Source organism: Brevibacillus sp. M2.1A (assembly GCF_013284355.2).
In the GTDB taxonomy this organism is placed as follows: domain Bacteria; phylum Bacillota; class Bacilli; order Brevibacillales; family Brevibacillaceae; genus Brevibacillus.
On sequence record NZ_JABSUY020000001.1, the window covers coordinates 4,465,370 to 4,485,815 of the forward strand.

Annotated in this window: 14 protein-coding genes; 2 read left to right on the forward strand and 12 right to left on the reverse strand. The window is 47.4% G+C overall.

The features are described 5' to 3' along the window. Positions 1–10: 10 nt before the first annotated feature. From HP567_RS21460 to HP567_RS21485, 6 genes are all read right to left on the reverse strand, one after another. Entirely contained in the window at positions 11–652 is a 642-nt protein-coding gene (locus HP567_RS21460; RefSeq protein ID WP_173608170.1) for a serine/threonine-protein kinase, read from the reverse strand. 844 nt (positions 653–1,496) lie between these two features. After that, positions 1,497–2,921, reverse strand: coding sequence for a phosphoglucomutase/phosphomannomutase family protein (locus HP567_RS21465; protein ID WP_173608171.1), 1,425 nt, complete (start codon positions 2,919–2,921; stop codon positions 1,497–1,499). Positions 2,922–2,940: 19 nt separating this feature from the next. Continuing rightward, positions 2,941–4,902 (reverse strand): glycoside hydrolase family 15 protein, encoded by a 1,962-nt coding sequence (locus HP567_RS21470; protein ID WP_173608172.1) that lies wholly within the window; start codon positions 4,900–4,902, stop codon positions 2,941–2,943. An 18-nt stretch (positions 4,903–4,920) separates the two neighbouring features. Next, positions 4,921–7,326, reverse strand: a complete 2,406-nt coding sequence (locus tag HP567_RS21475) for a sugar phosphate nucleotidyltransferase (protein WP_173608173.1) — start codon at positions 7,324–7,326, stop codon at positions 4,921–4,923. Between the two features lie 30 nt (positions 7,327–7,356). Next, the gene (locus HP567_RS21480) at positions 7,357–10,194 is read right to left on the reverse strand and encodes a 1,4-alpha-glucan branching protein domain-containing protein (RefSeq protein ID WP_173608174.1); all 2,838 of its coding nucleotides are present in this window, start codon (positions 10,192–10,194) and stop codon (positions 7,357–7,359) included. A gap of 10 nt (positions 10,195–10,204) precedes the next feature. Further along, complete coding sequence (locus HP567_RS21485; RefSeq protein WP_173608175.1) at positions 10,205–10,825, reverse strand: DUF4912 domain-containing protein; 621 nt, start codon at positions 10,823–10,825, stop codon at positions 10,205–10,207. 337 nt (positions 10,826–11,162) lie between these two features. Here HP567_RS21485 and HP567_RS21490 point away from each other — a divergent pair, with 337 nt between their 5' ends. Next, on the forward strand, positions 11,163–14,096 hold the full coding sequence (locus tag HP567_RS21490) for a collagenase (protein ID WP_217366859.1): 2,934 nt from the start codon (positions 11,163–11,165) through the stop codon (positions 14,094–14,096). Positions 14,097–14,172: 76 nt separating this feature from the next. Here the strand turns inward: HP567_RS21490 and HP567_RS21495 are convergent, their stop codons facing one another. The 4 genes from HP567_RS21495 to HP567_RS21510 all read right to left on the reverse strand — a co-directional run bounded on the left by HP567_RS21495 (position 14,173) and on the right by HP567_RS21510 (position 16,650). Beyond that, positions 14,173–14,964 carry a DUF4247 domain-containing protein gene (locus tag HP567_RS21495; RefSeq protein ID WP_173608176.1) on the reverse strand — a complete coding sequence of 264 codons (792 nt, stop codon included), beginning with the start codon at positions 14,962–14,964 and terminating at the stop codon, positions 14,173–14,175. Positions 14,965–14,981: 17 nt separating this feature from the next. Then, positions 14,982–15,488, reverse strand: a complete 507-nt coding sequence (locus HP567_RS21500; protein ID WP_173608177.1) for a DUF4178 domain-containing protein — start codon at positions 15,486–15,488, stop codon at positions 14,982–14,984. Between the two features lie 25 nt (positions 15,489–15,513). Further along, positions 15,514–15,918, reverse strand: coding sequence for a DUF350 domain-containing protein (locus tag HP567_RS21505; protein ID WP_016740756.1), 405 nt, complete (start codon positions 15,916–15,918; stop codon positions 15,514–15,516). A gap of 66 nt (positions 15,919–15,984) precedes the next feature. Next, on the reverse strand, positions 15,985–16,650 hold the full coding sequence (locus HP567_RS21510; protein WP_173608178.1) for a PspA/IM30 family protein: 666 nt from the start codon (positions 16,648–16,650) through the stop codon (positions 15,985–15,987). A 345-nt stretch (positions 16,651–16,995) separates the two neighbouring features. Between HP567_RS21510 and HP567_RS21515 the strand changes: the two genes are divergently transcribed. Continuing rightward, entirely contained in the window at positions 16,996–17,784 is a 789-nt protein-coding gene (locus HP567_RS21515) for a nucleotidyltransferase domain-containing protein (protein WP_173608179.1), read from the forward strand. Positions 17,785–18,070: 286 nt separating this feature from the next. Here the strand turns inward: HP567_RS21515 and HP567_RS21520 are convergent, their stop codons facing one another. Both HP567_RS21520 and HP567_RS21525 read right to left on the reverse strand, forming a co-directional pair. After that, entirely contained in the window at positions 18,071–19,267 is a 1,197-nt protein-coding gene (locus HP567_RS21520) for an MFS transporter (RefSeq protein WP_173608180.1), read from the reverse strand. Positions 19,268–19,278: 11 nt separating this feature from the next. Next, positions 19,279–20,169, reverse strand: coding sequence for a GNAT family N-acetyltransferase (locus HP567_RS21525; RefSeq protein WP_173608181.1), 891 nt, complete (start codon positions 20,167–20,169; stop codon positions 19,279–19,281). Positions 20,170–20,446 lie beyond the last annotated feature (277 nt).

A 20,446-nucleotide genomic window follows, 5' to 3' on the forward strand; every position in this document is an offset into this window, starting at 1 on the left:
CAGAGACAGCCTACGTGAACAAGCGCTTTCCTTTTTTGTACAGTCGATAGCCTTTGCGTACGACTTCCAGCATCCACAATGGAATTTTCCATCCACGATCCTTGATAAACGGCAGATACACCTTGTAATACGCCTTACGTAAATCACGCCATTTCGTATCTGTATCATTGACATAGTAATCCGATACATCAATCAGATACCCTCGTCCCTGATCCATTAATACGTTTTTCCCATGGACATCATGTGGAAACAAGCCCTTCCTGCGGGCTTCTTCTAGCGCCTCCTCCACGTCTTCAATCACCTGCGGAGGAATCGGGATACCAAAGCGCACACAGTCAAACAGGGGTATGCCGTTCATCCGCGTAATGACCAGGTATCCTTCTCCATAATCATAACAGATGGGGAAGGAACGAGTCTCGCCAAGCTTGCGATAGACTTCGATTTCCTGTTCGGCTCCTGGTCTTCCAGGTGCGTACAGCTTGATCACTACCTTCGGATAGTCCGGATGGGCAAATACGGCAGCATAATTGCCAGTACCGACCAGCTCCCACGGATACGGCGTGTGGTGTACGACGACTGGATCATCTGGCGACAGACTCTCCACTTGAACTTCCTGTAAAAAAGCTTTCAATATATGCTGATCGATCCGCATCGTTTCTCATCATCTCTCATCAGTTACCGACTTCGAACTACGTTAAAACAAAATTACTACTACGATCATTCAGACACTTCCTATAAGGGGCAAAAAATCCTTTGCACTGGTAGGGCCAGGAGGTCCTGTCCGATTCCAATGAAAGGATTGCATATGGACAAGAATACCTCATTTTTTTGATTTGGTAAATGGGTAGCGAATGTCCACCAATCGTACCTGTTTTTATGTAGTGTATAACGAATGATTCTAACTGATTCATTTGGAAAATAAGGCTCTTGTATGGTGCTGTCGTGGTGGGGAGGAAACAGGAGAAAACGCTCAGATTCTAGGGCCACCCGCTGGGAGATTGACTGCCCGGCTCCATGAAAAAAAGCGAAACCCGCGTCCAAAGTCGTCCCTTCAGGAGGTATCTCAGAGGTGGACGCTAAGAGCTTGTTTCTCTTTTTTTCATTGCGCCTCGGTCGGTGTCCCTAAGATCTTCGCTTTTTTCTCCTGTTTCCCCTACGAGCTTCCTGTGTTTACCACACATTTTAAAGCTTTAAAAGAATGAAGAATGTAATCGTTTCGCCAGAGAAGAATATTTCCAGACGTAGCGACTTGTGGAGTCCTACCCAGCGCAGAAGGGATTCGCGGGCAAAAGAAACGCAACGTGCTCGCGCTAGGAAGCGGCTACCATTTTTGCGTTTCCCCGCGAATCCCTTCGGAGCGGACAGTCTCTGCCCTCAGCGGGACGAAGCCTGGAGCCTAGACTGGAAATATTCTTCTCTTCTCCGCAGCCACATAACAGGTTCCTCAGCAAAAAAAGAAGAACCTGACACATCATGCAGGCTCTCCCTTTCATAATTTACACATTAATCTCCAAAAACCATTCACGAATCGCATCTTGCAGCTTCTGCAAGGCTGCCGCATTCGTTGCTTCACAATAAATACGCACCAACGGCTCTGTGCCAGACGGACGGATCAAGACCCAATGTCCTTCCTCGAGCAACAGCTTGACCCCATCCACTCTTTGAATCTCCAAAACCTGATAAGGACCGATGAGTGCAGGTGGCTTGGCGATCATTTGCTGTACCCATTGATCTTTTTCCGGCAATTTCATATCAAGCCGCGTATGGAACAGCTCACCGAACTGCTCGTAGACGTCTCGCAGTATTTGATCGATTCCTTTGTTTTCATACGCGCACATTTCGGCAAGCAACAAATTGATGAGTACGCCGTCCTTCTCCGGGATGTGACCGAGAATACTCGCCCCGCCACTTTCCTCTCCGCCGATAAGCACATCGCCTTTGCGCATTTCCTCACCAATGTACTTGAAACCGACTGGCGTCTCTACCAACTCAAGACCATAATGCGTAGCCATCTGATCCAGCAGATGCGTGGTTGCTACTGTTCTCACAATGCGTCCAGTCAAGCCACGATTTTTTCGCAAATGATGGGTTAGCAGCACGAGTGCTTCATTGGGCGTGATATACTGTCCAAAGCGGTCGACGACTCCGAAGCGATCCGCATCGCCGTCATTGGCAAGACCAAGAGATGCTTGGCGTTCTACGACTTCTTTTTTTAACAAATGTAAATGCTTATCGTTTGGCTCAGGCAAATCTCCGCCAAAAGCTGCATCCGGTACCTCTCGGATACCGACGTTTTTCACCCCCGCCTCTGACAAAAAACCACTCACATAGCCCATACCGGCACCATGCATGGCATCGACAACAACGGACAAGGAAGAGTTTTTCAAAACATCCATATTTACCATCCGTCTCAGATGCGCCTCGTAATGAGGACGCAGCACAATGACTTGCAGCAGCTTGCGGGTCTTTGCTTCCGCGAGGGAAATCGTACGCACCGATTTGGTCTGGCAGGTTTCGCTGATCCACTCTTCCAATCTTTGCGTGATCGCAGGCGTTGCGGGTCCAGCGTACTCCGGAATGTATTTGATGCCGTTATATTCGGGTGGATTGTGACTGGCCGTGATCATGATTGCGCCACTCGCTGCAAAATGCTTCACTCCAAAGGCTACGGCAGGCGTTGGCGCTGCTTCGTTCACCAAATAGGTACGAATGTCATTGGCGGTCAGGACAGCTGCAACCTCCTGTGCAAAGCGTCTCCCGAGAAACCGCGTGTCGTGTCCAACCAAAACAGGCTGCTCCTGCTGTCCGATTTCTTTGGTATAGCTGGCGATGGCTTGTGCGACAATACGGACATTCTCGACAGTAAAGCCATCTGCGATTATGTCGCGCCAACCGTCCGTACCGAAACGGATCGTTGTCATCTACTCATCTCTCCCCTCGTTACCGCAACTCATTCACCTTCTCCAAATAACGCAAAACAGTGGCAACATAAGTAGCATGCGACCATGTCAGGGGTGCAACGGACACAGGAGCACCTGTATACGGATCGAGCTGTTCGGAGAGCACGCCGCTTTGTAGGGCATGTCGTACGACCCAAGCCAGTCTGCTCTTTGGCTCTTGGAGTTCATCGAGCGATTTTGCCTTGGCAATTTCCCAATCAGCCACCCATAAAGTGCAAATGATCCATGGATTTCCCGGCACCTTCACCGTGTCATGTGATTTTTTGAAATAGTAATCCCCTTGATAGCGGGCAATTCCACCGATCGCCGTGTCTACCCGCAAACTTTTTTTGACAGCTTCCATTGTCCGCTCAACCCTCGGATCATCTACGGAAAACACATCAAGCGCAAACAAGGCGAACAAGCTGCTCTCCACCGTGAAATCTTTTTCGACACTCCCATCTGCTCTTACATAAATCCCGCGCAGAAAACGCCCGCTTTCAGGGTCGTACAGATGTTTTTCCATCGCCCCACGAATGCGCTCTGCCCCTTCTGCGTAGCGTTTGTAGCGCCGATCATCCCCGAACAACTGGGCGAAACGAGCTGCAGCCATTAAGCCTGCAAAAACCGTAGCACTGCTAAACGTAAAAATTCCCCGTCGCTCTTCCCATAAGTCGTAGCTTGGTTTTGGGAGTTGCAGCTCTGAATGGACATACTCCAGCAAAAAGCGAGCTGCCGGACGAACCAGCGTGGGATAGAGAGCCTGGCAATCTTCAATTTGCTTGCCGCTCTTGTATTGCTCCCAGAGGGCATACAGCACGAGCGCCGTCTCATCCTCCTGAATCGGGAGCTGAATTTCTCCGTCAACAATATACGGATGCCAACTGGAGCCGACAGACCCATCTGGATTGTACTTGTGCAGCAAATATCCTTCCTTATTCAAGGCGTCTGCACAAAACCGAAAAAATGGTGCGACGACTCCCGTGTAGCCCGCTTTCGCCATCGCACTCGCAATCAACGCCCCGTCTCTTGGCCACATGTAGCTGTAATGGTCGCGATTGAATTGAAGAATATCCGAGTCATTCGCTGCGAGAATCGCTCCGTTCTGATCGATTTGCGTACGCACGAGTAGCAAGCTGGTCTTGTACAGATTGACAACCTCTGCCGGAAGATCAGCAAAGTCACGCCCTTCCTTATTGACCCAACGCTGCCAATACACCGCTACCCGATTGAGCAAATGTTCCGGATCACTTTCGAGTACATACTGGTTCAATCCTTTGACAGCCTCATACGATTCACCAATGCACATCCAGTAGAAGAACGCCTTCTCTTCTTGGGGTTGCAGCGTGAGAGAAAAAGAGATTGTACTATCTACGGAGCCTTGCGCAATCGGATTGCCAGACAAAAGACCATCCTCTGCGTCCCTCCAGGTCCCCTCCGCATAGTTGAACCGCTTGATTCCGACGCTATATTGATCGATCCCACCCGTATCCGTTTTTCCATTCGCCATGATGTACACATTGCGCTTGTAGTGATAAATGGTGCGCAGGATGGGATCAAAAACAGCGGTATCCCCTACCTCCGTCTCATTCAAGCTGAAATCGTGATGAAAAAACAGCCTGACCTCCCGCATCTCGCTCGTCAAATTTCGAACGCACACCTTTTTCAAATAAATCGGGTCACGCTGATGCACCCCATCTGCGATTTGCAAGGAGATGCCCAGATGTTCATGATGCGCATGAACATCTGTCACCAAAGACTCCTGTCCGTATCCGAGCTGCCGCGTCCAGCCGTCTTCATCCAGCCAGGAAAAGCGACCTTGTACCCATATCCCCAGCTTGCTAAAGTGTCCCCCGACATGATTCAACTGACCGACATACGGAAAATAGAGATCTCGCATGTGCAGTTTGTCATCAAAATTAATCAGCAGTTTTCCATTCCCGACGACGAGCGGTCTCGGCATGCCTTCACGTCCTTTTCGTTATAGGCTGTCGATCTCTCTCTTTTCGTGAAACTGATATTCGGCAATTCGCCTCGCATAGGAAGAAGCAAGCGTAGCCGCGGTCTCTGCCGTCGCCCCTTGCGAAATCACTTTTACGTGCGAATCCTCTGAATCGGGTAAAATAAGCACCCAGCCATTCGAATCGTATACCTTGATTCCATCGACGAGCTCCAGCAGCTTGCCTTTGTTTTCTTCCATCACTCTGCGCATGACCTTCCCTTTTGCTGCCCATGGGCAAAAGACAGTCTTTTTCTCCATATGGCACGCTGGCAACAACTCCAGCAAAACGCTGAGCGATTTTTCTTCAGAAGCAAGATACGAAAGAATTCGCATGAGACTGTAAACGGCGTCGAACATCGGATGAAAACGTTGTTCGCTCGATACCTCCATCATGGATCGCGGAGAGACCTTGGTGCGTACAACCTCCATTTGCAACAGCTGGGCCATATGCTCCAATTCAATCGGGGCACTCACTGGCAGGCCGATACGCCGATGTTGACCACTGCATGCCAGCAGTTGCAGTGCCGTGATCTGTTCATTCGAGAGCTTCTCTCCATGCTCGGTAAACAAGGTAAATTGCTCGCCATTTTTATCGAGACGAACGCCTAAATCTGCACCCTTTTTTCGAATACCTTCTTGTATGGAGCTGTAATCGGCGGTAACTCCCAGTGCATGCAAGAGTGGCGCAAGAAAAGTCGGAAAAAAACGCTGTTCACAATCGATCAGCAGTCGAAAGCGCTGACGCTGGATGGACGATACGTTCAACTGTTGAACCAAAGCGTGAAGATATGCCTCTTGTACTTGATGCTCGACTTGCAGCGCTCCCAACCGATGCAGGTTGCGAACATAAGTCTCTTGCCAGTAGGCATTCTCAACTTTGCGCTCCATCTCACGGGAAATCGGCAAGCCCGCATGATCGATGAATTGGATGACAATCTCTTTATCATCGACTGGCTCTGCCATATAAACATGAATGCCGCCTTTGCAATCCAGAGAGCGCACGCCGTACCGGATCAAAGGTGAATTGCCAATCCCGAGATCGACTGTATCAATTCCGGAAGAGCACAAACTGGTCATGATGCTATGCTTCAATAGCTGAGCAAATGGGTGTGCGCATGCCGAAAGCGCAATCTTATCCCCCGCTTGTAGTAAGTACGCGTAGGCAGCAGCAAGTCTAGTGACGAATTCGGGCGTGATGTCAACATTGCCAATGCCCTTGATTCCTTGCGTCCCAAACAAGTTTTTGGTTTGCTTGGCACCGTAAATGAGCGAGGTGGTGACAGTCGCATTTTCCCCGACTTCCTTATCCGGCCAAATTTTGATTCCGGCCTTTACCACTGACTTCGCCCCAATGAGGCACTGGTCTCCAATGACCGCCCCTTCCCCGAGTTGTACGCAATCTGCAATTCGGGTGTTGCGGCAGAGGGTCGTTCCTGTGATCTCTGCTTTTTTCCCAATGACACTGTTTTCCCAAATAATCGTCCTGGACAGCTTCGTACCGGAAGAAATCACCGTATTTTTTCCCAGAATGGAATAAGCACCGACGGCAACTCCAGCCTGCAAGTGTACATTTTCACCGATATAGACAGGGCCTTCCAACCGGACTGATGAATCGATGCGAACATCATTTTCCAGGAAAATGCGCGGCGCGATTTCCTGTGCTTTTATTTCGAGATGTACGCGTCCATCCAGCAAATCAAACTGGGCTTGCTGATAAACCTCCATAGAGCCAATATCGGACCAATAGCCACTTGCTTCATATCCGTATAAAGGCTTTGCTGCCTGCAAAAAGGACGGGAAAATATCCTTGCTGAAATCCACTTCCCGCTCTTCTTCTATAGAAGACAAGACCTCTGGCTCGCAGACGTATATCCCGGTATTCACCGTATCGCTAAAAACCTCCGCCCAGCTCGGCTTCTCTAAAAAACGGGTAATGCGTCCGGCCTCATCTGTCATGACAACTCCGAATTCCAGCGGTGTTTCTACCCGCGTCAAAATCAACGTAGCCAGTGCGTTATTTTGCTCATGAAAACGAATGGCTGCCGACAAATCGATGTCTGTCAACGTATCTCCACTGATCACAACAAAACGCTCATCGAGAAAATCGGCGCAGTTCTTCACGCTGCCTGCCGTGCCCAACGGAATTGTTTCTTCAAAATAAACAAGCGAAACACCGTAGCGAGACCCATCACCAAACGTATCTCGGATGACATCAGGCAGATACTGGAGTGTCACTGCTATCTCTGTAATCCCATGCTTTTTCAATAGATCAATCGTGTACTCCATGCAAGGCCGGTTTAAGAGTGGCACCATTGGTTTTGGCGTGTGGCATGTTAACGGACGTAGTCGTGTACCTTTTCCCCCAGCCATGATTACTGCCTTCATCTTTTTTTCTTCCTCCTTCATCGTTGCAATCTATGTTGTCATGCCGATTTCCGCGGGATTGCCAAGCGAACGGTATAGATCGATGGTTTGGCTAGCCAGAAGTGTCCAGTTGTAAAGCTGTTTAACATCTTGCATTGCGGTCTGGGCCAGTTTATGCCGCTGATCAGGGTCGCGCAGTAGCCAACAGAGTTGATTCGTCAGCGATTCGGGGTCACCTGTGTACATCATGACGCCGTTTTCGCCGTGGCGAACGATCTCTCGCAGCCCTCCCGTATCCGCAACCAGAATAGGCGTACCTAAAGCCATCGCTTCCAGTGCAACAATTCCAAAAGGCTCATACAAGCTCGGGAATACCGCCACATCAGCCAAGGCGAACAGCTCATTTCTCCTTCGATCATCTACGAAGCCCAAGAAGCGTACTTGCTCAAAAAGTCCCATCTGATGGACCAACTGCTCCCATTCGTCTTGCATCGGTCCTCTGCCAGCGACAAGCAACCTCGCATGCGGAAACTCATCGCGCAGCCTTGCCATGGACTCCAACAATAGGTGAACACCTTTTTCCCGGACCAAGCGGCCTACAAAAAAGAGAACAGGACCGTCCCCTATCGCCAACTCCTGCCGAAGCTGTTCACGATTTACATCCGGCAGGGGAATGAGATCGACACCGTTGTGAATGACACGTAATTGGGACGATGGCGTTCCGAACAGGCGCATCACTTCCGACTCCATATACTTGCTGCATACGATCATCGAGTCAGAGCTTTGTGTTAGCGTACGTTCACACTCATGAATCCTTTGCTGCACCGGTGTATGAATACCTTGATGCCGACCATGTTCCAGTGCATGAATCGTGCTGACGAGCGGAAGGGAGTACCTCTGTTTCAGTTCGATCGCAGCCCAACTCACCAGCCAATCGTGTGCGTGGATAAGATCTGGCCGCACCCCGAGTGACCATAGTTGGGAGACAGCATCGACCATCGCCAAATTCAGTTGAAACACCCATGCCAGAAAGTCAGTTTGTTCAGAAGGAATATACGTAGGCAAACGGTGTACGTGAACCCCTTCCATCGTCTCATCTTTGGAGCATGAATCTGTCGCACGTGTCAGCACATGCACCGCTACTCCTTGCTGGACAAGATGCCTGGCGAGATCGTAGACAGCCCGGCCAAGCCCCCCTACCACATGAGGGGGAAATTCCCATGTAAGCATCAAAACAGTTTTTGTCGAAGACTGATCTTGCGTAGCCGCTACCAATTGACGCGATACGTTCACTCTATGCGTTTGTTTAGGCAAATAGAACGTGATATCCAAGTCAGGAAAGATCGGAAAATCAGCTTCTGCTTGTGTAATAGCCTCTTCATCCAGTTGATGCTCCCGATACATCGCCAAGAGAGCGCGCATGCGAACCAAATGGTCATGAATGCGTTGTACCGCATACCGAGTGACCGTTTGACCGTCTAAAATAAACGCCCAATCACTGCTTTGGGCGAGCATCAATTCGCGTGCGGCCTGCCTGAGGCACCGTAAGGCAAGCTGATCTCCTTTCATTTCAGAATAGGTAGTAATCGCTCCGATCAGTTCCCCCTCTGCCTGATGCAGATGCCTGTATATCCAGCCATTGTTCTCGTTCAGCCAGACTTCTCCGTAGCCATTTCTTCCCCATGTAGACATCGGCAAGTGACCGCGATCCTGTTCTGGATACTCCTCCAAATATTCAGATGGTGTCATTAATTTCACTTTTTTTGAATCACAAACCGTTTTGCGTATGAGAAAATCCAAAAACTGCGGACCCTCGAACCACCAATGGCCAAACAGCTCCGCATCATAAGTGGCGACGACCAGCGGCTTGCGATCCATCCATTGACTGGCTTCCTCTACTTGACGCTCTCGGTGATACAGGAAGTGGCCCGCATGTGACGCTGCTTTTTCGCGCGCCCAGCTTGGCTCATACCAGTCTTTATCCCCTTCTTTTCCGGTAATCCGATAGTATTTCAAACCGGTATGCACGCGAATGCCGTCAGGATGGATGTACGGCTCGATGTAGCTCATCTCCCTGTCAAACCCAATATCCCTGTAGTATTCCCGATAGTCATAGTCCCCCGGATAACCATCGATCGAGCTCCATACCTGGCGGGAAGCCACTTCATCTCGGGCAAAGGCAGCCACATCATGCGGCGTAAACAAGGGAGCCAGCACCCCTCTGCGAGGTAAAGGCGTCGCATGCTCTATCGTGTGACTGTCTACAAAGAAATACCGAAGTCCGGCTTCTTTCAGCAAACGATCCAGTCCAGGTGTATACCCGCACTCTGGCAGCCAAATTCCCTTCGGACGTCTTCCCAAAATCCGCTCATGTGTATCAATGCCTACCAGAAGCTGTGCCCGAATCGCCTCTGCTGTTTCTACATAGGGCAAAAAGGAGTGTGTGGCAGCGCAAGTGATGAGTTCGAGGCATCCACTGTCCGCGATTTGCCGAAAGGCCTTGATCAGTTGAAAATCCCACTTGCGGCAATAGGCAATGATGGTTCGAAATCGTTCCACATACATTTTGGCGATACGGTTTTCTCGGGGTTGACTTGCGGTTCGTTTGACTTCCTTCCCAGCCAATTCAACGGTCTTCGCTAAATGTGTGCGAAAACGTGTCACGATCAGATCATCATCCAGCATGGAAAGTAATGTCGGAGAAATAGCAAGGGTCATGCGAAAAGCGATGCCGTCTGAGAGGAGTTTGTCGAAAACCATGAGCAAAGGAAGATAGCATTCCAGCATGGCTTCATACACCCAGCGCTCTTCCAGGCGATCGTCCCGATCCCCGTGTCGGACATAAGGCAGATGGGCATGCAACACGAGGGAGAGATAACCTTTGTGCACAAATGACACCTCACTTATTTGATGTTTTGGTATACAACGAATAGGAGGAAAAGTTCTCAAACCAGGAAGGTGTAGCTGGATCGTGGACGGGCTCAACTAGCGGTTCCCCCCAGCTAGCTTTTGAATGGCGTGGAGTAACTACCGTTTCCGAGCGTAATATCGGACAAAACCGATTGTGTTCATATAAACCAAAATCAACAATGTATGTACGTCCTGGCTCTACATCTTTCACGTACCAGGAATGAGCCTCTTCATGTACGAAGACATCTCGGACGGAATGCGCATTTTTTCCATCAAATAAGCGTTCGGTCACATCATACAGACGCAAGCCCTTCTGGATGTGACGATAATCGGCTTGCAGGTACGATGCGACCATTCTCATGCGCGGCCAAGTGATTTCCCAATAGATGAATAACACCGTCGGTCCTTGTACCATCACTTTGACAATGTCCCGACCATAAAACCCAGGCAATTGCCATTCCAATTCTCTTCTAGCGGGAGATGATGCCTCTGGCTTGGCACGGTCTTTTTGCAGACGATACTTTACTTGACCGATCGTTAAGCCGCACTCTTTGGCAATTTGTGCAATGGACATGGATCGTGAACGCAGTTCGAGAATTTTTTCCAGCATCTTCTAGCACTCCCCTCCGCCAACTTCGCCTATCTGTGCTTTCCCAATGTCAATCATAGCCAATGCGGCTAACAAAGACTGTCGAATGCTGGATGCACATCCCTTCTTCTTTTGTCGATCAACAATCATGTTTTCGTCATGGGCAAACAAAAGTCGCTCTCTTTCCATACTTACAAAGCTACTTCACTAGACATTCTTTTCTTTTTGCCAAATAGGAAAAAAGAGCTATATTCCGTCATCTTTTGTTTTATTTGTAAGGATTTTCATGTTGGATACCGATACTATAAAATATTCACTTCTACTTCCAAAATGAATCAAAAAGGAGTCAACGAAAGAAATGAATCGTTCATGGATTAGCATGGTAACAGCAGGATCAATTGCAATTTCAACGGTAGCGGCAGGCTTGCCACTAGCAGCTCAAGCCAAAAGCACACCGCAAATCCCATCCCAAGAGCCCATTGATTCGCAGATTGGTCATACACCTGTTCAGGAAAACATGTCGAAAACACAATTACGCCAAGCAGCCAAACAGGAGAAGTACAGCATCTCGCATCTGAATACATTGGACAATTCAGAGCTTGTTGAATTGTTGAAGGAAATCAGTTGGACGCAAATCCCCGAGCTGTTTACTTACAACGACGACACTCAGGAATTTTATGAGGATCGGGAGCGGGTTCAGGCCATCATCGATGCCTTGCAAGAGAGTGGCAAAAACTTCACTAAGGATGACGAGCAGGGCATCCATACCTATGTAGAGGTTTTGCGTTCGGGGTATTACTTGGGGTACTACCATAATGAATTAAAGTATTTGATGGAGCCAAAGTATAAGCAAAAGATTATTCCAGCCCTTCAAACAATTACTACCAATGAAAATTTCGTCTTAGGTACAAAGACTCAAAATGAAATCATCAGTTCTACGGGAAAATTAATTAGCAACACAACTGTTGATTCAGAGACAATCGGTCTTCTGACAAAAGTAATGGAGGACTTTAACGACAATCGGGATAAATGGTCAGATGATCGCGAAGCAAGCGAGGCCTTTTACAGCGTCCTTCAAGGTGTCGGCTACGTTCTGATTTGGGGAGTAGATGATTCAGAAAGAGACGAGCTGAAAGGCAGCATCGACGCATTTCTCGACCCCATTTTTGACATGGCCGAAAATGGGGAAACCTCCGCTGATCATGTATGGTTGACGAACAATGCCCTATATTACACAGGGAAATTAGGAAGCTACTACAGTGATCCTGACAAAGCCAATGACATATTGACCAAAGCGATGAAAACGTATAAAAAGTGGAGCGAGCCATACTTCACTGCGGCCCAACAAATCGTGGAAGCATATGGCGAGGATGTCAATGGCAAAAAAATCGACCTCGAGGAAATGAAAAAAGAAGGCAAAAAGCATTATCTTCCGCAGCAATTCACTTTTGATGACGGAGCGGTTGTGTTCAAAACAGGAGATAACCTAACAGAAGAACAGGTTGAGCGCTTGTATTGGGCATCCAAGGAAGTGAAGGCACAATTTCATCGTGTCATCGGCAATGACAAGGAGCTTGAGAGCGGCAATCCGGATGATGTACTGACTATTGTCATCTACAATACGCCTGATGAATATAAAATGAATCGCTTCTTGTACGGATACGACACAGATAATGGTGGTATCTACATCGAGGGTACCGGCACTTTCTTCACCTACGATCGAACAAAAGAACAAAGCATCTACAGTCTGGAAGAGCTGTTCCGTCATGAATTCGTCCACTATTTGCAAGGCAGATATGAAGTGCCGGGCATGTGGGGACAGGGAAAGATTTATGAAAACAGTCGCTTGCCTTGGTATGAAGAAGGTGGAGCCGAGTTTTTTGCAGGTGCTACCCGAACAGAAGGAATCAAACCTCGCCAGTCAGTTGTAGGCAATATTCGAAATGCAGCGCCTTATCTCGATTACACTGCGGCCGATATGATGCGTGCCAAATACGGAACCCTGGCATTCTACGACTACTCATTCGCGCTTCAGTACCATCTGTTCAAGAATGATTTTGCTCGTCTGGATAAAATCAATGATACGATCCGTTCCAATGATGTATCTGCTTATGATGACTTGATCGAAGAATTCAGCCATGATCGCGCACTTGAACGTGGCTATCAAGAAACGTTAGAAGATTTGATCGACCAGTATGAAGAGTTGGATGTTCCTCTCGTTTCAGATGATTACCTACAAAAAGTAGACGTGACGAGCAAAGAAGAGGTTTATCGTCAAATCGCAAAGGTTGCCTCTCTGACCGATGTAAAAACAGATGAAAAAGACTCTGGGGATTTCCGCAGCTTCACGTTGCGCGGGGTCTATACGGGCGGAACTTCTCAAGGAGAATATCAGGATTGGCAAGAAATGAACCGCCTCACCGATGGATTCCTCAAGGAGTTATCGAATCTCTCCTGGAATGGCTATGACACGGTTACGAGCTATTTTACCAATTATCGTACAACAAAAGATGGACGCTTTGCCTATGATGTCGTGTTCCACGGGAAGCTGGCTCAAGAAGATGGCTCCGAAACGGAACAGCCAAATCCAAATCCAAACCCAAATCCTGAAGAATCGTCAATTTCATTAGATAAGCCGATCACGGGTATCATCCATCCACAAAAACCGAGTCAGGAGTTCCGGCTCGATGTGAAATCAGCCCAACAGCTTCAAGTAGAGATGGAAACAAAGAATGGAGATAGTGTGGCGTGGCTTGTATTCCACGAGTCTGATAGAGAGAACTACATCTCCTATCCCACCAAGCGTGAAGGCAACAAGCTGATCGGATCATTCGATGCGAAACCGGGGACTTACTATGTGACTGCTTATACGTATCGTACAGGACAAGAGGACCAACCGTTTCGCTTATTGGTTACGGGGGAAGATCGCCTACAAGAGCAGCTCTATCAAGAAAACGAGAGCAATGATTCTACCGAACAAGCAAATGGTCCATTAAAGATTGGCACGACTGTTTCAGGGGACATGAAAGGAAACGATTGGCAAGATATCTTTGCCTTCCAAGTAGATAAACCAGAAGAACTACGTATTTCTTTAAACCCTCAAGAGGGACAAGGTGTGACTTGGATGCTATTCCATGAAGGAAATCTGGATCAGCCTGTAACGTACCCCCAAGAGCGGGAGGGAAATCTGCAAAGTGCCCATTATCAAGTAAAGCCAGGCCGTTACTTCTTGTATGTGTACAAATATCAAAATGAAGACGTTGTGTATACGGTAGAAACCAAGCAGCGTTAATCAGCAAAACAAAAAACACCCCCAAACGAGCTATCAAAATCGTTTGGGGGTCTTCGTTTCTCTCTTGTTTTTACAGTTATCGGCGCTTGGTGATCCGCCCAGAACCCCCAACCTTCGTTCGTGGGGGCGATTTACTTTTCGGCGGGGAAAAGCTCGAACGTTTGGATGAAAAAGAGTCACTTGAATTCGACGATTGACTGCTGGAAGAACGAATAATCTTGCCTGAACTACCGCTAGAAGATGAATCCGCCTTCTTCTTGAAAAGGTTGCCGTCAGAACCTACCATACCATCCGCGTTCTTCGCATTACCCCGTTTGAAAATACTTCCCGTACCCTCTTTGGTAATTGGCGGCGCTACTTTTTTGTCCTCGATTGTAGGCACGCGATACGTACCGGAAGGCTTGTATATGTCCTTGCTAGAGTAGCCACGATAGCTACCCTTTGTACTTTTCTTAAGTCCGTCGAACAAATCATCCAGTACGCTGGCTACAATATATCCCTGCAAAAACGAAGAATCGTAGTTTTGCCGGACGTACTCTTTGCTGTCGACCTCGATCAACGTATCCGTCGGCTTGGCAGCGTCTTGCTGCAAATGGTAGATCTCGTCCGGATAAATGAGGAACATATGCTGCGAATCTTCTTTGGAGATTTCATCTGGCGAATTCTGCTCCGCCAGCTCCGAGGCTACTTCCGGTACAGTCTTGTTTTCCGCACGGTAGATGCGTGACGACTGTCCATTGTCCTTCGTAGAGACAGATTCAAGCGGATATGTCTCGCCAACCCCAGGGCTGCCACAACCCGCTAGCGTAAGGAGGAACAACGCCGGAATCAGTAGGAGCTTGATTGATTTCATCCATGGATTTGGCATGTACTTGTCCCTCCTCTCTATGTGCCGCGCAATACCTGCACGTCCGCTGGTAGAACACTTTCTCCCTCATAGAGCATGAAACGGCCATCCTGCCACTCGATCCGCAGCAATTGGCGTTGATCCGATTGGAATTGCCAAATGAACTGCTCCCCTGATGTGTGAAACGGCGCTTTTCCCACAGTCTGGATGGCGCCATTATATTGCTCCTCCAAATGGTAGGTGACATCGTCCATCTCGATTGTGGTCGGTACCTCGTCTATTGAATCCAGTCGTCCATCAATGACGCTATACAGATGATAAACGATCTTCTCCCGTTCCTCGATATACAGGTAGCGAATGGTCGTTCCATCCTGCAAGGTAAGCATCGTGGCTTTGCGACTCGCATTGCTCGCCTTCCCGATTACTTGATAGGTAACGAGCGATACATCGACCACATCACCCGGTCCCACCGTCAGGATACTCTTCTCCGGTGCAGGAGGCTCATGCTTGGCAAAAATGTTTTGGATTCGCTTCATCAAACTCATGCTGTACTCCCTTCCCTTTCACGTCTTACAGACATGCAGCCAAAATCAAGGCACCCACGAGATGGAATGAACCAGCCATCATGGCATGAGCCACCTTTCCTTCCTGCGTCCCTTTTTCCAGATCCAGTCCAGCTACTTGCTTTAACAGCCATTCCACGATTCTTTCCAAAAGGAATAAAATAATAAAGGAAACCACAGAAAAGAGCAGTGCTGTCCACAATGAGTTGGAGGTAATGATAGATTGCGATAAGATGTATCCTTGCGCAAACAGCTTCATGACAAAACGCGTCGTGACCGCGATGTTTCCATTTTTGATTTCCGTGATGTCCTTGTATTTCGTAAACAACGAATCGATCCACATTAAAACAAAAAGTAAAATGCCGCCGGCTCCTGTCCAAACCAGCATCCCTAGTATTTCTGTCCACGTCAAAGCGAATCACTCCACTTCCGTCAAGGTGTTTAAGGTCTGAAAAAAAGGGAAACCGCCTGAAGCGGTTTACCCCTCATATTTTTTCAGCAGAGCAGCCAATTCGTCCTCAACGGCTTGATCCTTATTCAGCTTCGCAATTTCATCATCCAAAGAGCTCTGTTTTTTGTAAATCTCGCCGCTCGCTTCTGCTTCTGCTTCCATTTGCAGTGCTTTTTCTTCCATGCGTTTCAAGCCTGACATAGCCGAGTTCGTGTCGAAGCTACCCATCGCTTGGTTGATCGTCTTTTGCGCTTTTGCTGCATTTACGCGAGCAACTAATGTTTCGCGCTTGTTTTTCAGCTCGGTTATCTGTTTTTTCATCTCAGCCAGCTTCTCGCGCAATCCGTCGGCTGCCAACTTGTTTTTCTCGTAGCTTTCCTTGTATTCGTTCATTTTTTGCTCGGCAGCTTTCTTTTCTTCCAGAGCCCGTCGAGCCAGATCAATGTTCTGTGCTTGTGCTGCAATGTGAGCTTGCTCATCACGCTTTTTCACCAAGGCTTCCTGTTCTTCATACAGCACCTTGAATTTCTTTTCCAAAGCAATTTGAGCGGCAACCGCTTTCTCTGCTTCACTCAAGTCTTCTTGCATATCACGCAAATACTGGTCTGTCATTTTGATTGGATCTTCTGCTTTCTCAATCAAAGCGTACAAATTAGACATGGTCAAATCACGCAGTCTTTTAAAAATGGACATGGATTATTCCTCCTTAAAGTACGTGCTAGGTAGTTCGGCCTGAATTAGCCGTCCCCGTTATACATGTATTTACGATAGTTACGCAAGTAAGTTTCAACAATTTATTTTTTATTTGGCTCACCTTTACTTTTCGTAGAGCGCAACCTGTATTTCATTTCAAAAACGCATCTAGTGTTCCATCCTGACGCTCAAGCTTCATTCTACCTGTTTTGCCTTTTTCAATGTACTCGTCCGATAGTGCGATGTGTTGCTATATTGACCTACATACCCTTGACTACCACTAATTGTAAATGTTATTTTTAAATAATACCCATTTTATGGGTCACTTTATAAGGAGTGCTTCGCATGAAGTTACCTTTACATGATCGATTCATTCAGCAAGCGATTAAGTATGTAAGTCAAGATCAACGACTTATAGGTCTCCTCGCAGGCGGATCTATGATGTACGGAGAAATGGATGAGTATAGTGATCTGGATTTAATAATCGTCTACAATTATGCTTTTCGAAATGAGATCATGGAACAACGCTTCCTAATTGCCGAAAGACTCGGTCATTTACTTTCTGCATTCACAGGCGAGCATGTCGGGGAACCGAGATTGCTTATTTGTTTATATGGCCCAGCCCCTCTTCATGTCGACCTCAAATTTGTTCAACTGGAAGAGCTCGAATCCCGAGTCGAGAACCCACTGATTCTTTGGGAGAGCGGTTCTGGTATTGCAACGATACTCAGTAAAACAAGTCCCTCTCTCCCTTTCCCTCATCCTCAATGGATCGAAGATCGCTTCTGGGTATGGGTGCATTACTGCGCCACAAAATTAGGGAGAGGCGAATTATTCGAATTAATCGATACGCTAACTTTTATGCGCAATGCAGTATTAGGGCCGTTGGTACTCATTCGCAACGGTCATTCCCCGAGAGGGGTTCGAAAGCTCGAGAAATACGCTCTCAAGGAACTGGAGGAACTAAAAGGAACGATTCCCATCCACAGCTTTGAAAGTTGCTACCACGCGCTAAAAAATACGATCAAGATGTACCAACAACTACGACAAGGTTCTGAAATTGAACCTAGGAAGGACGCAGAACGCGTCTCAATCGAGTTTCTTGACGGTATATTTTCAGGAAAATCCCACTAGTAACTTGTTCAACGAACTGGTTCGAAATATGGATTAACCCCTCCCTAACCTAGTGAAGCTAATAGTAACTAGCCTTGGGAGGGGTTTATTTTTATGAAAATGACTGATCTCTGGCTTCCATTCACCTGTTCAACGACAGCACGGATGTGGAGAAATTTATTGAACTACTCCCGGATCGTCCATCTCAGATGTAGAAGAAAATGGCTATCCATGCTAGCTCAGTTTTTTTACCAGCCGCGGCATCGGATAGCCATTTTTTGTGGGGCTCTTCAAAGGTATGCTCAGATCATAGCGTAGCCGTATCCTTTTCTTTGCGTAAGAAAACCAAAGGTAGAACGATTAGAACGACAGAGATCAGTGTACATAGAATAGGGTAGCCAACATCTTCTGCGAGCTTTCCGAAAAAAGGAACCAGAACCGCCAAGATGATCGTCTTAATCATGGATGAATAAGAAAGTAGCGTACTGCGTGAATTCCCCGAGATTCGCTGATTCGTCATATTGATTAAGACAGGCTCGATGATGGAGTAAAAGAAGCTGATGAGAATCATACAGATGATCCCGGATAGTTCAGGCAACAACGGAAGCATGAAAATACTCAAAGCCATCATGACGGTGAACAAGATAACCGTTGCTGTCTCTCCCAATCGTTTCTCCATGTGATAGGAGACGACTGAACCAAGAATACTTGTGCTTTGTATGAAAATAAATACAATGCCAAGCCATTCGATAGTCATTCCTTTCTCATGTAGGAAAGGTGAAACAAATAAAAACGTAAAGCAAAAAGCGGGAACAGCCAGAATAGCAGAATAGAGCAGTACATTGCGCAAGCTCTTTCTCTTCCATACCTTTCTTGAGGTACTGAAAACGAAGTGGATGAGAGGTTCGTGCTCTTTGTTTGTTCCCACCCCCGATTGTTTCGGTTCTTTGATGAAAGAGGCAACACACCCGGCAACAAAGGAGAGAATCCCACAAATAATAAACGGTAAACCAAGCGAGTAGGTAGCTAACCACCCGCCAATGATTCCGGCAAACGCAGTGGCAATACGCATTATTGCCAATTGATAGCTCACCGCTTTGGAAAATAGATTTTCTTTACCTTTCTCGTGTAGATAATCATAGAGGAGTGCCTGGTCAGCTCCAGAAATAAAGCTCCCTCCCACGCTCCATACGATTTGCAGCAAGCAAAGAATCGGGAACCAGCCTGTGTATGCGTAGAGGATCATGGCAGGAGCCATTAATAAGACTCCTATCACAAGAGAACGGGTGCGACCGAAACGATCTGCAAGGATTCCAGCCGGTACCTCAGCCAAAGCGGCAGCTACCCAACCAAATCCCTCTACAATTCCGATTGTGGCCAGACTTAGGCCTCGTACCTGCTGTAAATACAGCACATAGATGGGAAGCCACAAATGAAATTTCGTAAAAAAGGAATAGATGAAAATCATAAGCATATTGGAATCTAGCAAAGCATGATTTTTCATTCAATCAAGCCTCACCCGACATAATAGTCGTAGACTGAGACGACTTCAAATCCTGTAGATTGATAGAGTGACAAGGCGTTTTGATTATCGACAGCCACTTCTAGGCTAATTCCTCCTATGTGTTCTCTTTGATTCAAGATTTCCACTGTCTGAGAGAGGATTTTTCTACCCAGCCCTTTTCCTTGGAGCCCTTTTTTTACGCAAAATCCTGAGATGAAAAACTCGTTATCCTCTTCGCTTACGGTAATCATCCCGACTGGTTCAGACTCATAATGAGCCAGATACGTTTGGAAGGATGGCTCTGACAAATTGCGTGTAACTAGCGCAGTCATGAGATCAGTTGTATCCTCAAAACCGCTTACGCCAATCTCTACCAGTGTCTGAAAATCATTCGTGGTGGCTGGGAAAAGCTGTAGACGGTTATCTGATTCCACAGCAGTTACGTGCGCTGTAGCGGAGTAATCCAGCTTGTATTCAGAGAATTGATAAGTGGCCGCTACGCCTTCTGCAAAAGAACTGGCTTCCTTGGACTTGCGATTGCTGACGAGTAAAATTTGCGTTACCTCACGCTTTTCACATTCAGCTTTTGCTTGTTCATACAGAGCGCGGAAGATTCCTTTGCGTCGATAGTCTGGATGAACCATTCCGCTGATCTCCACTTCTTTCGGACTGACGATCGCATACATACCGAGGAATCCAACCAGTTGCCCATCTTGGACGTACAGAAAATCATTCGTTTGTTCAGGTTGGCGGTTTTGGAGCATCGATACGTTCAGGTTGACGGATAAATCAAATTCATCGTATGCTTCGCATATTTTTGCCAAATGGACAATCTGTTTCAACCACTCTTCCGAAAGCCCTTTTGCTATTACAAGTCCTGCACCGTTGTTAATTGTACTCATCGTCTCAACCTCCAATTAGTATGTGAGTAGAAAAAAGCCGTGGAGCTTTCAATCCCCACGGCAGTAGATAGCAAAAAAAACGTGGGGATATTCGATCCCCACGGCGTCAAACATAAACAAACTTGGCTACACCAAGCCTTTGACGCGTACATCGTTGCCATACAAAAAAACACGGGTAATCCCCGTGTTTTAGGCACAGCTAAGAGAACCTGCTAGATAAACTAGGAGGATTTCACGTACGCCAGATGGGGAAATGGAATATGATTGCATACTGAAA

What these genes read in the sequence shown, in the direction of transcription:
- HP567_RS21460 (WP_173608170.1), bottom strand. Translation starts at nt 652, where the DNA reads ATGCGGATCGATCAGCATATATTGAAAGCTTTTTTACAGGAAGTTCAA.
- HP567_RS21465 (WP_173608171.1), bottom strand. Translation starts at nt 2,921, where the DNA reads ATGACAACGATCCGTTTCGGTACGGACGGTTGGCGCGACATAATCGCA.
- HP567_RS21470 (WP_173608172.1), bottom strand. Translation starts at nt 4,902, where the DNA reads ATGCCGAGACCGCTCGTCGTCGGGAATGGAAAACTGCTGATTAATTTT.
- HP567_RS21475 (WP_173608173.1), bottom strand. Translation starts at nt 7,326, where the DNA reads ATGAAGGCAGTAATCATGGCTGGGGGAAAAGGTACACGACTACGTCCG.
- HP567_RS21485 (WP_173608175.1), bottom strand. Translation starts at nt 10,825, where the DNA reads ATGCTGGAAAAAATTCTCGAACTGCGTTCACGATCCATGTCCATTGCA.
- HP567_RS21490 (WP_217366859.1), top strand. Translation starts at nt 11,163, where the DNA reads ATGAATCGTTCATGGATTAGCATGGTAACAGCAGGATCAATTGCAATT.
- HP567_RS21495 (WP_173608176.1), bottom strand. Translation starts at nt 14,964, where the DNA reads ATGCCAAATCCATGGATGAAATCAATCAAGCTCCTACTGATTCCGGCG.
- HP567_RS21500 (WP_173608177.1), bottom strand. Translation starts at nt 15,488, where the DNA reads ATGAGTTTGATGAAGCGAATCCAAAACATTTTTGCCAAGCATGAGCCT.
- HP567_RS21510 (WP_173608178.1), bottom strand. Translation starts at nt 16,650, where the DNA reads ATGTCCATTTTTAAAAGACTGCGTGATTTGACCATGTCTAATTTGTAC.
- HP567_RS21515 (WP_173608179.1), top strand. Translation starts at nt 16,996, where the DNA reads ATGAAGTTACCTTTACATGATCGATTCATTCAGCAAGCGATTAAGTAT.
- HP567_RS21520 (WP_173608180.1), bottom strand. Translation starts at nt 19,267, where the DNA reads ATGAAAAATCATGCTTTGCTAGATTCCAATATGCTTATGATTTTCATC.
- HP567_RS21525 (WP_173608181.1), bottom strand. Translation starts at nt 20,169, where the DNA reads ATGAGTACAATTAACAACGGTGCAGGACTTGTAATAGCAAAAGGGCTT.